The sequence below is a fragment of the Formosa sp. A9 genome (assembly GCF_051200825.1).
Taxonomy (GTDB): domain Bacteria; phylum Bacteroidota; class Bacteroidia; order Flavobacteriales; family Flavobacteriaceae; genus Formosa.
Map to the genome: position 1 here is coordinate 948,050 of NZ_CP195158.1, position 13,834 is coordinate 961,883.

Sequence of the window (13,834 nt, forward strand, 5' to 3'; positions counted from 1 at the left end):
GTTTTTGTTAGTTAAAGCCTAAGCCGTATAGTGTACAGCTTAGGCAGAATGTGTTAGTTTGGTTTTTAGTTTGTTAGAGTGTGTAAAATTTTAAAGGTTAATAATTAAGTGAGATTGTGTTTGTATAAGGTAAGTGTGTGTTAGTTTTTTATAACCTTGTAAACTTTAGATTGGTTACCATGAGTAACTTTACAGAAATACATGCCAGAATTAACATGACTTAAAGCTAAGGTTTTGGTATTGCTATATTCTTTTTGGAATGTTTTTGTGAAAACACGCTTGCCGGTTACCGAAAAGATGGAAACAGTAAGTGGTTCGTTAACCGATTGTGGTAATTCCATGAATAAGGTTTCGTTAAATACCGTTGGATAAAATTTAACGCTAAATAAATCTTGTTCCGCAATACTTAATTTATCGCAAGACGAAGTAACAACTCCAGAATCATCAATCATCAAATTAGCGCCAGCCCCACAACTTTCGTTTGTAACAGCATCTTTAACCTCTTCGGCAGGGTAGGTTGTATATTCGTAACTTGGTTTGTTAACTGTACCTATATTGTTAGTAGGATTGATACAATTTTCGAACTGAATAAGAGTAACTCCGCCATCGCTAGCATAGCTTTTAAATACCGAGCTAATCTTGTCGAAATTTGTATTCTCTACATAACAGGTGGTGTTGTTAGGCCCTCCGCCTAAACCAATGGCTGTAGAATTATCTACCGAAGTGTTGTAGTAACAATTTAAAATATGTAATTCGGCATTTCTAGCTCTAGGCATACGCTCTTTACAGCCGTCTGCCCAATAGCAATTTTGAAAAGTAACACTAAAATGCCCATCGGCAGGCGCATTGCTTTTACTAGAGCCAATTAAATTTGTGTATCTGTGATCGTCAGATCCGCCAGAACCTCCCGCTTTGGCAGGTAGTAAATAAGTAAATTTACACCAAGAAACAGTAACATTGTCTGTAGTATTTTTAATATCGAAATTACCGTCCTGTCCATCTTGAAACTCGCAATGGTCTACCCAAAGGTTATTGCAGCCTTCAACGGTTAGTAAATCCCGTCCATCTATATCGTAGGCTCCTGGACCTTTAAAGGTAATGTTTCTAATAATTACGTTACTAGAACCACTAGAAAGCGTGAGAATTCCAGACCCTGAACTTTGCGATAAATTTTCTAATGTTGCTCCTGGTAAACCTAGAATAGTTTTATTAACAACTCGTTTGCTAATGGCTTGATATTCTGGAATGGTTATCGTGCCGTTTATTAAAATGACTTTAGATTCGTTTAAACTTAGTGCATCTTTAAACTCTTGATAGGTACTTACCGTTATAGATGATGCATCTCCACCACCTGTAGTTGCTGCTCCAAAACCTTCAGGTTTGTCCATGTTATAGGTTTGGGCAAAAAGGCAAAAGTGAAATAAAAGTAAAGTATTAAAAAGTAAAGTTTTCTTCATTTGTAATTAGTAAATTGTTAGTTTGCTATTTGTTTTGTTGTGAGATTGTTTGTTGTTGTGTTAAAAAATTTCGGTTAAATTATATAAATGTAATCGATTACACAAGTGTTTTTGAAAATTTTGATGTTAAATTTTATGGATTTCATTATTATCCCTTATCAAAACTGAAAACTTCGTGTGTTTTTAACACTTAATTGCGGATTCAATAATTTTTGAAGTTATCATGAGCGCGGTTAATGAAGGTGTTAAAGCGGTTGAGAAAAGAGCAATCCACGCATAATTTTTGTTTACGTTAATTAAAACGCTACAATTTTTTATGTTGTGTATATTACAATTTACAATGCAAACGATTTTAAAGAGCTGCGAATTTTACTGCAATACATTAAAGACTCATCATTTTAATGTTAAAAAAATGGCTTTTTCCTTTAAGTTCAATTTATATAATTATCGTTGGTTAAATCTCGATTGTTCTTCGTAAATTTGCCTGCGTTTAAAAGCGCATCATGACAACGACAACAAAGTACATTTTCGTAACCGGCGGGGTTACATCTTCATTAGGAAAAGGAATTATTGCCGCTTCTTTGGCAAAATTATTACAAGCACAAGGATACAGAACAACTATTCAAAAATTAGATCCATATATTAATGTAGATCCAGGAACGTTAAATCCTTACGAGCATGGCGAATGTTATGTGACAGAAGATGGAGCAGAAACCGATTTAGATCTTGGGCATTACGAGCGTTTTTTAAACACACCTACTAGCCAGGCTAATAACGTAACTACTGGTCGTATTTACCAAAGCGTTATCGAGAAGGAACGTCGTGGCGAGTTTTTAGGAAAAACCGTGCAGGTAATTCCGCATATTACAGACGAAATTAAAGAGCGTATACAAATTTTAGGGAAGTCTGGAGATTACGATATCGTGATTACCGAAATTGGTGGAACTGTTGGTGATATCGAGTCTTTACCTTATGTAGAGGCGGTAAGACAGTTACGTTGGGATTTAGGAGATAATAATGGTATTGTTATCCACTTAACTTTAGTGCCATTTTTATCGGCTGCAGGCGAGTTAAAAACAAAACCAACACAGCATAGTGTAAAAACCTTAATGGAAAGCGGTATTCAAGCCGATATTTTGGTGTGTAGAACAGAACACGATTTACCTAAAGACTTAAGAAAAAAGTTAGCTTTATTCTGCAACGTTCGCGAAGAAGCTGTAATACAGTCTATAGATGCTTCAACCATTTACGATGTGCCAAACTTAATGCTACAGCAAGGTTTAGATAAAGTAGTACTTAAGAAATTAGCTTTAAACGATAGCACGCCAGATTTAACACGTTGGAACGAATTTTTAAAGCGTCATAAAAATCCAAAATGCGAAATTACCATAGGTTTAATTGGTAAATACGTAGAGCTTCAAGATTCTTATAAATCAATATTAGAAGCTTTTATTCATGCAGGAGCAGAAAATGAAGTTAAAGTAAATGTAGAACCTATACATTCCGAATATATTAACGAAGACAATGTTAAGTTAAAACTTGGTCACTTACAGGGAGTACTTGTTGCCCCAGGATTTGGTGAGCGCGGTATAGAAGGTAAAATTGATGCTGTGCGTTTTGTAAGAGAAAACAAAATCCCGTTTTTAGGTATTTGTTTAGGAATGCAAATGGCAGTTATAGAATATTCTAGAAATGTAGTTGGTTTAAAAGAAGCTAATTCTACAGAAATGGATCCTGAGTCTAAATACCCTGTAATTAGCATTATGGAAGACCAAAAGTCGATTACAGATATGGGCGGAACCATGCGTTTAGGTGCTTGGGAGTGTAACTTAAAGCCAGATAGTATTGCTAGTAAAGTGTATGGTTCTGAAGTTATTTCTGAACGCCACAGACACCGTTACGAGTTTAACAGCGACTTTAAAGATCAAATCGAAAACGCAGGAATGTTAGCTACAGGGGTAAACCCAGAAACCAATCTGGTTGAAATTGTAGAGGTAAAAGACCACCCTTGGTTTGTTGGTGTACAGTACCACCCAGAATACAAAAGTACAGTAGCAAATCCACACCCATTATTTGTCGCTTTTGTAAAAGCAGCCCTAAAAAATAAGAAAAAATAATGCCAGTTTGTCAAAAATACAAAAATGGCTGTTTTTTTGAGTAGTTCATTCTCAATAAGAAACATATAAAAAATGTTTCTGTTTATATCTTAATATAACTCAATGGAAGAAAAGAAATTAGACCTGAATTCGGTAATAGGATTTATCCTAATCTTTGGAATTTTAATGTTTATGCTTTGGCAAAACAAGCCAACAGAAGAAGAGTTGAAAGCTCAAGAAGAAGCTAAACAAGAACAAATAGCAGCCGAGAAAAAAGCGCAAGAAGACAAAGGCACACTTGTAACTTCTACAGAAGATTTTTCGGCTAATGGAGTAACAGATTCGTTACAGTTAGTAAATTTAAAAAACAGATTAGGAGCTTTTGCTTACGCAGCAACTTTGCCATCGGCAATAGTGTCGCATACTTCGGTAGAGACAGATTTATTCGATTTAAAGTTTAGCAATAAAGGTGGTTTCTTGTCGGAAATTCGTTTAAAAAAGTTCGATGATTATAAAGAGCAACCCGTATATCTTATAAAAGATAACAACTCCGCTTTTAATATTAATTTTGGAACGACCGATAACAGAATCTTAAACACACAAGATTTATTTTTTCAGCCTACGGTTTCTAAAAATGGCGATAATACAGTCGTTTCTATGAAATTAAAAGTTTCTGAAAATCAGTTTTTAGAGTACCGTTACGAGTTAAAACCTAATGAGTATATGATGGATTTTACCATTCGCTCTCAAGGCTTAGGTCAGGTTTTTAACAGTTCGCAAGCCGTTAATCTAGATTGGAAATTAAAAACGTACAGAGGCGATAAAAGTGCAGATTACGAAAATCGTTATACGCGTTTAACCTATCAGCACGACGGTGGTAAAATTAGTAAATTAAGTCCAACAGGTAGCGACGATGATTTGGAAGAAGACGTTACTTGGCTATCGTACAGACAACATTTCTTTAGTTCTATTTTGGTTACAGATACACCGTTTAAGCAAGTAGATATGACTTCGGAAACCTTGTTCGATTCTGATGAAGACGATGTACTATTTACAAAATTATACACCACTAAAATTCCTTTAGAATTACAAGGCGGAGAGTTAAACGCGCCGTTAAAGTTTTATTTTGGCCCAACAGATAATAAAGTGCTTAACCAATACGGTTACGATTTAGACGATAGTATTCCGTTTGGATGGGGTATTTTTGGGTGGATTAACCGTTATGTTTTTGTGCCTTTATTTGCATTTTTAAGCGGACTTTTACCATACGGGGTTGCCATTATAGTAATGACAATTTTGGTAAGAATAGTAATGTCTCCGGTAACTTACAAATCGTACGTGTCTCAGGCAAAAATGAAAATTCTTAAGCCAGAGATAAACGAAATAAACGAGAAGTATAAAGATAATGCCATGAAAAAGCAACAAGCTACAATGGCATTGTATAGTAAGGCAGGTGCAAGCCCGATGGCTGGATGTTTGCCAGGTTTATTACAATTACCAGTGTTTTATGCGTTATTTCAGTTCTTCCCGTCGGCATTCGATTTAAGACATAAAAGTTTCCTTTGGGCAGACGATTTATCATCTTACGATACCATAGCAGAATTACCATTTAAAATTCCATTTTATGGCGATCATGTTAGTTTGTTTCCAATTTTAGCATCTGTAGCAATCTTCTTTTATATGAAGATGACAACTGGGCAGCAAGTGGCTTCGCAACCTACCCAAGAAGGGATGCCAGATATGGGTAAAATGATGAAGTATATGATTTATTTCTCGCCAATAATGATGTTAGTTTTCTTTAATAACTATGCTTCAGGTTTAAGTTTATATTACTTTATATCTAACTTAATTACTATTGGTATTATGTTAGTTATTAAGAATTTTATTATCGATGAAGATAAAATTCATGCCAAAATACAAGAGAATAAAAAGAAGCCTAAGAAGGAGAATCGTTTTCAGAGGAAAATGAAAGAAATGATGGAACAGGCAGAGCAACAACAACGTGCTCAAAACCGTAAAAAATAAAAACGAAGCTGCCTTTTTTGGCAGCTTTTTTGTTACTTGCACTGTATAAATATATTAGCATCCTTAAATATGAAATCTATAATTGTTGTTATTCTACTAGTTTTTACTAATGCCATATTTGCACAAAAAATCAATCAGTTAGATACTAACGGCAAACGCGATGGCGTTTGGAGGAAAAATTTTGATGGCACTAAGGTGTTGCGTTACGAAGGGCAATTTGCGCATGGTAAAGAAGTAGGTACATTTAAGTTTTATAAAAACATAAAAAATAAACCAGTTTTAACGGCTGTTAAAGAATTTCAGGATAATACCACCGTAGCAGATGTAACATTTTTGGCTTCTAATGGTAAAACCATTAGTAAAGGGCAAATGGATGGTAAAAAGTATATTGGAGATTGGGTGTATTACCACAATAATTCCGATAAGGTAATGACTACCGAGCATTATAATACTAATGGGAAATTGGATGGCGAAAGATTGGTGTATTATGAAAACGGACAATTAGCAGAACGTGCATTTTATAAAAACGGACTTCTGGAAGGCAAGTCCACTTGGGTGTCCGAAAACGGTGTTGTACTAAAAGAGTTTCAGTACAAAAACGATGTCCTGCAAGGAATGTCTAAATACTACGACCAAGAAGGGAATTTAATAGCAGAAGGGGCTTATAAAAATGGTAGAAAAGATGGTATTTGGAAATATTATAAAGATGGTAAAGTCGATGAAGAAAAAGATTTTACCAAATATAGTAGTAACCCTTATCAGAAATAAAGAAAAATGAAACGTGTAATAGTTGGACTTTCGGGGGGAGTAGATTCTAGTGTTGCGGCGTATTTACTGCAACAACAAGGCTACGAGGTTATTGGTTTGTTTATGAAGAATTGGCACGACGATTCGGTTACGATTTCAGACGAATGTCCGTGGTTAGACGATAGTAACGATGCCATGCTAGTAGCCGAAAAATTGGGAATTCCATTCCAAACGGTCGATTTAAGCGAACAATACAAAGAGCGTATTGTAAACTATATGTTTAACGAATACGAGCAAGGCCGTACACCAAATCCAGACGTGCTTTGTAATCGCGAAATTAAATTTGATGTGTTCTTAAAAATTGCACTCGATTTAGGTGCCGATTACGTAGCAACGGGGCATTATTGCCGTAAAGGAACGCTAGAAAAAGATGGTAAAGAGGTATATCAGTTATTGGCTGGTGTAGATGGCAATAAAGATCAATCGTATTTTTTATGTCAACTGTCGCAAGAACAATTATCTAAAGCCTTGTTCCCTATAGGCGAGTTAACCAAACCAGAAGTTAGAGACATTGCTAAAGAATTGGATTTGGTTACTGCCGAGAAAAAAGACTCACAAGGGCTCTGTTTTATAGGGAAAGTGAGATTGCCAGAGTTTCTTCAACAGCAATTAAAGCCTAAAGCAGGCGTGATTGTAGAAGTTGAAAAACAAAGTGAATTATATCATGAAACCCAACCCGAATTCTCTTCAAAATTAGAAGAACTTCAGCATTTAGCTAGTAAAACCAAATATGCAATCACCGACGGGAAAATCGTAGGCAAACATCAAGGCGCTCATTATTTTACTAAAGGGCAGCGCAAAGGCTTGGCTGTTGGCGGAACTGTAGAACCATTATTTGTTATAGATACCGATGTTGCCGAAAATGTGATTTATACAGGGCAGGGGCACGATCATCCGGGGTTGTTAAAATCGGTGCTTTTTGTTAAAGATGCCGAAGTGCACTGGATTCGTGAAGATTTAATTCTAAGGGAAGACGATACGATGGAAGTCATGGCGCGTATTCGTTACAGACAACCGTTACAGAAAGCTACTTTGCACAAGGTGTCGGGTGGTTTGTATGTAGAATTTAAAAATCCGCAATCGGCCATTACAGAAGGGCAATTTGTGGCTTGGTACAGCGATGATGAATTGTTGGGGTCTGGTGTGATTTCGTAAGTGCTCCTGTATTAGAATCTGATTGCGTTAAAGACACCGAAAAATTATTCATGAATTCGTGGCTGAAATCCACTATGATTTACAAAGAAATTTGACTTTTTCGGACATTAATTACAGGCAAAAGAAAAAAATATGACAAACAAAATCACCTCTCTTTTTAATATTCAATATCCTATTGTTCAAGCAGGAATGATATGGAATAGTGGTTGGAAATTAGCTTCGGCAGCCAGTAATTCAGGAATTTTAGGTTTAATAGGGGCAGGGTCTATGTATCCTGAAGTTTTGCGGGAACATATTCAGAAATGTAAAAGAGCTACAGATAAGCCTTTTGGAGTTAATGTGCCGATGTTGTACCCAAATATAGAAGACATTATGGCTATTATTGTTGAAGAAGGCGTTAAAATTGTATTTACTTCGGCAGGAAACCCTAAAACATGGACTAGTTGGTTGCAAGAGCGAGGCGTTACAGTAGTGCATGTGGTGAGTAGTGTAAAGTTTGCTTTAAAAGCGCAAGAAGCAGGTGTAGATGCTGTAGTTGCCGAAGGATTTGAAGCAGGAGGACATAATGGCAGAGAAGAAACTACAACGTTTACCTTATTACCCATGGTAAAAGCTCAACTAGCTATACCTTTAATTGCAGCTGGAGGTATTGCCACAGGTAAAGGTATGTTGGCAGCTATGGTTTTAGGTGCCGATGGTGTTCAGGTAGGGAGTCGTTTTGTGGCAAGCACAGAGTCGTCTGCGCATATTAATTTTAAAGATATTGTAGTTCGTGCTAAAGAAGGCGATACACAGCTTACATTAAAAGAGTTGGCACCTGTTAGATTGATTAAAAATAAATTTTATAACGAGGTACAAGAACTTTATAAAACCTGTCCGACGAAGGAAGAATTGGTTGCATTATTAGGTCGTGCACGTTCTAAACGCGGTATGTTTGAAGGGGATTTAGATGAAGGCGAATTAGAGATTGGTCAAATTGCAGGATTAATAAACGATATAAAACCCGTGGCCGATATTGTATCTGAAATGCTTACGGAGTTCGAAAATGCAAAGCAAGATATCGCTTCATTATAAAAAAATAGTATTTAGTGCATTAAAAGCAGTTGTATAAATTACCTTTGCACTTCAAAAAAAATAAGCAGTGCTTTTATCGCAATACACCAAAGAATTTAAATACAATTGGAAACTGGCAGCTCCCGTTATGTTGGGCATGCTAGGGCACACCTTTGTTAGTTTTGTAGATAACATTATGGTGGGGCAATTGGGGACAGCCGAATTAGCGGCCGTATCTTTAGGCAACAGTTTTATGTTTATAGCGATGTCTTTAGGTATTGGCTTTTCTACAGCTATTACTCCTTTAATAGCCGAAGCCGATGCGGCTCAAGATTTTAAATCTGGAAAATCGGCTTTTAAACATGGTTTGTTTTTGTGTACAGTAATAGGTGTTGCATTATTCTTAATCGTTTATTTTGCTAAACCTTTAATGTACTTAATGAAACAGCCTGTAGAGGTTGTCGAGTTGGCCATTCCGTATTTAGATTTGGTGGCTTTCTCATTAATTCCGTTAGTGGTTTTTCAGGCATTTAAACAATTCAGCGATGGGTTATCTATGACCAAATACCCAATGTATGCTACCATTATAGGCAATGTTGTAAATATCGTTCTTAACTATATTTTCATTTTCGGAAAATTTGGTATGCCAGCTTATGGTATTGTAGGGGCGGCTTATGGTACTTTGGCTTCACGTTTTATTATGGTTGGGTTTATTTGGTGGGTGCTAAAAGCAACAGCCAAATCGCATGATTATGTTACCGACATAAAGTTTTTTAAATTACAAAAGTCTAAACTACAGCATATTTTAAATTTAGGAACACCAAGTGCTATGCAAATGCTTTTTGAGGTTGCTATTTTTACTGCGGCAATTTGGTTGAGTGGTTTATTGGGGAAAAATCCGCAGGCAGCCAATCAAATTGCGCTTAATTTGTCGTCTATGACCTTTATGGTGGCTACAGGTTTAAGTGTTGCTTCTATGATAAGGGTTGGAAACCAAAAAGGCTTAAAAAATTATGTGGAGTTGCGGCGTATAGCGGTTTCTATTTTTTTAATGGGAACCTTGTTTGCCATTTGTTTTGCTTTATTATTTTTTGCTTTCCATGCGCATTTACCTAAAATTTATGTCGATTTAAGCGATGCTGAAAATTATGCCGATAATTTTGAAGTGGTAAGCATTGCTTCAAATTTATTGATAGCTGCAGCAGTTTTTCAAATTAGCGATAGCATTCAAGTTGTTGTTTTAGGAGCTTTGCGAGGATTGCAGGATGTAAAAATACCAACCTTAATCACTTTTATTGCTTATTGGGTTATTGGCTTTCCTATTAGTTACTTTTTGGGGAAAGAAACGGCTTATGGCAGTTTTGGTATTTGGATGGGACTATTGGCAGGATTAACATCGGCAGCAATTTTATTGTATATCAGATTCAATTATCTAACGAAACGATTAATTTTACAAAAAGACAACTAGACATATGGAACTTCCAAAATTTATTTTAGGCGATAATACCGATTTACCAAACGCTATTTTTGTAATTCATACAGAATTTCCGCGATTCATTATTAATTTAGAAGACGATGAGGTGGAATGGTTAGAAGACTTTAACCAAGAAGACCAAAGAGAATTAGAGTTGGAAGCCGAAAAACTCATTCAGCAAGCTTCAGAATTTTACGATAGAGAAGTAGCACGTTACGACGAAGAATAATTAGCTATGTTAGATCAACTTATAGCTCAAGACAAAGAGCTGTTTTTATTTCTAAATCAGTTAGGGTCTCCTACTTGGGATTGGATGTGGCGAGGTATAACTCACGAATTAACTTTTGTGCCGCTTTACGCGCTTCTTTTATATTTAATTTACAGAAAGCTTGGTTTGCAAACGCTAATAGTTTCTGTAATTATTATTGCATTAATGATTACGTTTACAGACCAAATTACCAATTTGTTTAAGCACACCATTAAACGCCCAAGACCTTGTCGCGCAGAAGATATTATGGATCAGGTGCGATTTTTAGCAGCGCGTTGTGGTCGGTATGGTTTTTTCTCCGGACATTCGTCTAACTCTATGGCAGCAGCTATTTTTAGCGGATTATTATTGCGCCCATATTTTAAAAATTTAATTTTTGTTTTAATGGGGTGGAGCTTAATTGTAGCCTATAGCCGTATTTATGTTGGTGTGCATTATCCGTTAGATATTGTTTGCGGACTTACCTTCGGGGCACTTTCAGGGTTTATGTTTTACAAGCTTATGTTGTATGTGTTAAAACGCCGCGGAATTACTTCTTAGTTAAAAGGTAATAGTAATTTACCAAACGTGAGTTTTTCTTTTTGGCCGAAGCATCGGTATTATTAATGTCGAATGTGCGAACAAATTCCATATCGTAATAGGTTTTTATGGTTTTTAGCTCGGTGTCGTTTAATTCATTTGTTAATAAACCAAACGTTTGCGCTTCAGGAAAAACCATAGGTTCCGTTTGCGATAGATCTGGAATTTTATCGCCGTATAACCAAATCATTTCTGGCGACACATAATTAAAGCCATAAAGTGTTATGCCTGCTTTTTCATTTTGAAGTTTTAATTCGGAAATATCGTGGTAATGCGAAGGAATAGTGGTTTTGTATAAAGGCAGGCCAAAAGCGACTAAAGCACCAAAAAACAGCACCGTTAAAAAGAATACATTTTTAATGTTTTTTTGCTTTAAATTGTAAATCATAAATCCACCAATACTAACTAATACAACCGAAGCTAGTATGTAAGCTCCCCAATGTCCGTTTAATTTATTTTGAAGCGCCAAGTAGCTCACAACAGGAAATGCCACTGCTATAGCACTTAGTAAGCCAAAATTAAAATATACAGGAATAGTTTCCTTTTTAAGGTTTAAGGTTTTAAAACGCTGAATTAAGTAATCGATATAAAACCCGGTATTCATGGCTAACGGAATTAAAACAGGCATTAAATAACGCGATTTTTTTTCTGGAATAATCGATAATAAAACTACCGCGATAATTGTCCAATAAAAACTGAAACGATACGCTTTTAAATGTCTAACACGCGATTTTAAATACGGGAAAAGTAAACTTACAAATGCAGGGATAGTCCAAATACCACTTTGGGTAAAAAAGCTCCAATAGTAGTAAAACGGCCTAACATTATAACTTCCCCAGTTACTGGTTTCTTTTTCTGTAATGTGGGCAAAGGTTGCAGGGTCTTGTAAACGCACATAAATAAACCACCAACCCCCAATGATGAGCATTAGAATTAAAATACTAAAAATAGAAAAGGTTTTAGGTCGTATTTTTTTGAATTTATAAGTGAATGCATACGCTAATAAAAATGGCAGGAATAAGGCGTAAAGCGATACTGGCCCTTTGCTTAAAAACGATAATCCTAAACATACACCAGCAATAAGTGTATGTTTCCAATAGTTTGTTTTTTTGTCGAATAGTAAAAACAAGTGGTAAATGGCTACAAGCATAAAACCATGGGCATAAATGTCCCAAGGCGCTTCAATGGTTATGCCAATAACGTAAAACGAGGTAATAACAATACAGGCATTTACTAAACTGTGTAGATTGTTGTTTAATAATTTAAACGACAGTCTGTAGGTAAATATGCCAATAATCATAATCAAGAACACAGTTGGGAGTCGTAAGGGGAATAAGCTATTAATGCCAAAAATACTGGCCGATAAGGCAGAAAGCCACGTTGGTAAAGGCGGTTTTTGGTATCTCGCTTCGCCATTCATGGTGGTTAGTAGCCAATTACCGTCGGTTAACATTTCGCGGGCAGTTATAAAGTTTCGAGCTTCCATGATGGTAACTTGCATGGCATCTAAATTTGGCAAAAGCATTACAGCTGTAAAAATGCAAATGGCAATTACTGGATGTTTTTCTAAGACTTTAATCATGGTTCTTTTTTATCAAAAATAAATTTCTACTATAAATAACAGCCCCTAAAATATGACCAATAAATAGTACCGGATCTTTTCGTAAAGTGGCGTAGGTTAAAATTAACAACGATCCTACTAAACTCAGTGCCCAAAAACCGAAAGGCAAAGTCGATTCTTTTTTCTTTTCAGAATAAATCCATTGGTATACAAATCGCAAGGTAAATACAATTTGCGATATTATTCCTAAAATTAATAACCATAACGGAATATCTTCATTTTTAAATAAAAGCTCAATATCTATTCGGTTATTGTTGTAATAATAGATTACAATTAAAACCGGAACAACAAGTAAAAACCAGCGAATAAGTTTGGGAAAACGTTGCCATTGGTTTTGTAATTGTAAATTACGGATGTAAATAAAATAAGTTAAACCTTGCCCCAACATAATGGCAAAATCTTCGCGTAAATAGCCATATATGAATAATAAAAATGAAGCGAATAAACTCAACGACCAAAACAATGTAGGTGTTATTACCTTGCCTTGTTTTTCGGAGGTAATCCATTGTATAATTAATCGTGACGAAAATAAGATTTGAGCAACAAACCCTATACTGTATATTATCCAATTACTCATTAACCACGTTTGCTAATTTCGTAGTTAATATACTTCTTTTTCATCCACATATAAGCATAGCAGTCTACTAAAGGGCCTAAAAGTCTGTTCCAAAGTCCAAATTTAGCTTGACCTGCTATACGTGGGAAGTGTTGTACAGGAATTTGAATAATTTTGCCATTTTGCAATAAAATCATGGCAGGTAAAAAGCGATGTAATCCTCTAAACATCGGGATGCGTTTGGCGTAATCGGTTTTTATTACTTTTAAAGGACAACCCGTATCGTCCATGCCGTCGTGGGTAAAACTACGGCGAATGCCATTGGCTATTTTAGACGACATATTTTTTACAAACGAGTCTTTGCGGTTGGCACGAACACCTGTTACCAAATCGTAATCGTTTATGTGTTCTAGCAGTAAATTAAAATCGGAAGGTGCCGTTTGCAAGTCGGAATCTATATAACCCAAAAGTGGCGTGTCTACAAAATCGAAACCTGCTTTAATGGCAGCACTTAGCCCTCTGTTTTCTTTAAAAGTGATGTAGCTAAATTCAGGGTTTCTGTTACATATCGCTTCAATGAGTTCTTGGCTGTTATCTGAAGACCCATCGTTTACTAAAAGAATTTTAGTGGGTTTAGTGGCGATTTTCGTGTAGGCCAAAAGTTCTGTTTCTACCCGAAGTAAATTGTCTTCTTCATTATAAACAGGTACAATTATAGTAAATTGATAACTCATAGATTTTCC

At 35.8% G+C, this 13,834-nt stretch carries 11 protein-coding genes and 1 pseudogene; 8 read left to right on the forward strand and 4 right to left on the reverse strand.

Annotated features, from left to right (window positions below; translation table 11 throughout):
* Window positions 1–140: 140 nt before the first annotated feature.
* Window positions 141–1,388 carry a T9SS type A sorting domain-containing protein gene (locus ACR9EA_RS04185; protein WP_435137959.1) on the reverse strand — a complete coding sequence of 416 codons (1,248 nt, stop codon included), beginning with the start codon at window positions 1,386–1,388 and terminating at the stop codon, window positions 141–143.
* 572 nt (window positions 1,389–1,960) lie between these two features.
* Between ACR9EA_RS04185 and ACR9EA_RS04190 the strand changes: the two genes are divergently transcribed.
* The 8 genes and pseudogenes from ACR9EA_RS04190 to ACR9EA_RS04225 all read left to right on the forward strand — a co-directional run bounded on the left by ACR9EA_RS04190 (window position 1,961) and on the right by ACR9EA_RS04225 (window position 10,875).
* Entirely contained in the window at window positions 1,961–3,574 is a 1,614-nt protein-coding gene (locus tag ACR9EA_RS04190) for a CTP synthase (RefSeq protein WP_435137962.1), read from the forward strand.
* Between the two features lie 102 nt (window positions 3,575–3,676).
* Window positions 3,677–5,578 (forward strand): membrane protein insertase YidC, encoded by a 1,902-nt coding sequence (gene yidC, locus ACR9EA_RS04195; RefSeq protein WP_435137965.1) that lies wholly within the window; start codon window positions 3,677–3,679, stop codon window positions 5,576–5,578.
* A 69-nt stretch (window positions 5,579–5,647) separates the two neighbouring features.
* Window positions 5,648–6,346 (forward strand): toxin-antitoxin system YwqK family antitoxin, encoded by a 699-nt coding sequence (locus tag ACR9EA_RS04200; RefSeq protein WP_435137968.1) that lies wholly within the window; start codon window positions 5,648–5,650, stop codon window positions 6,344–6,346.
* A 6-nt stretch (window positions 6,347–6,352) separates the two neighbouring features.
* Window positions 6,353–7,540 (forward strand): tRNA 2-thiouridine(34) synthase MnmA, encoded by a 1,188-nt coding sequence (gene mnmA / locus ACR9EA_RS04205; protein ID WP_435137970.1) that lies wholly within the window; start codon window positions 6,353–6,355, stop codon window positions 7,538–7,540.
* Between the two features lie 129 nt (window positions 7,541–7,669).
* Window positions 7,670–8,614 (forward strand): annotated as a pseudogene (locus tag ACR9EA_RS04210) (NAD(P)H-dependent flavin oxidoreductase); the annotation flags it as partial.
* Window positions 8,615–8,681: 67 nt separating this feature from the next.
* Window positions 8,682–10,061: an MATE family efflux transporter gene (locus tag ACR9EA_RS04215; protein ID WP_435137973.1), complete on the forward strand. Its 1,380-nt coding sequence runs from the start codon at window positions 8,682–8,684 to the stop codon at window positions 10,059–10,061.
* Window positions 10,062–10,065: 4 nt separating this feature from the next.
* Window positions 10,066–10,296, forward strand: a complete 231-nt coding sequence (locus ACR9EA_RS04220; protein WP_435137976.1) for a hypothetical protein — start codon at window positions 10,066–10,068, stop codon at window positions 10,294–10,296.
* Between the two features lie 6 nt (window positions 10,297–10,302).
* On the forward strand, window positions 10,303–10,875 hold the full coding sequence (locus ACR9EA_RS04225) for a phosphatase PAP2 family protein (protein ID WP_435137979.1): 573 nt from the start codon (window positions 10,303–10,305) through the stop codon (window positions 10,873–10,875).
* Here the strand turns inward: ACR9EA_RS04225 and ACR9EA_RS04230 are convergent.
* The 3 genes from ACR9EA_RS04230 to ACR9EA_RS04240 are packed head-to-tail and all read right to left on the reverse strand — an operon-like array spanning window position 10,865 to window position 13,825.
* Window positions 10,865–12,496: an ArnT family glycosyltransferase gene (locus tag ACR9EA_RS04230; protein ID WP_435137983.1), complete on the reverse strand. Its 1,632-nt coding sequence runs from the start codon at window positions 12,494–12,496 to the stop codon at window positions 10,865–10,867. The genes ACR9EA_RS04225 and ACR9EA_RS04230 overlap by 11 nt on opposite strands.
* Window positions 12,489–13,112, reverse strand: a complete 624-nt coding sequence (locus ACR9EA_RS04235; protein WP_435137986.1) for a lipid-A-disaccharide synthase N-terminal domain-containing protein — start codon at window positions 13,110–13,112, stop codon at window positions 12,489–12,491. Before ACR9EA_RS04235 ends, ACR9EA_RS04230 begins: the two co-directional genes overlap by 8 nt.
* Entirely contained in the window at window positions 13,112–13,825 is a 714-nt protein-coding gene (locus tag ACR9EA_RS04240) for a glycosyltransferase family 2 protein (protein WP_435137989.1), read from the reverse strand. Before ACR9EA_RS04240 ends, ACR9EA_RS04235 begins: the two co-directional genes overlap by 1 nt.
* Between the last annotated feature and the right edge of the window lie 9 nt (window positions 13,826–13,834).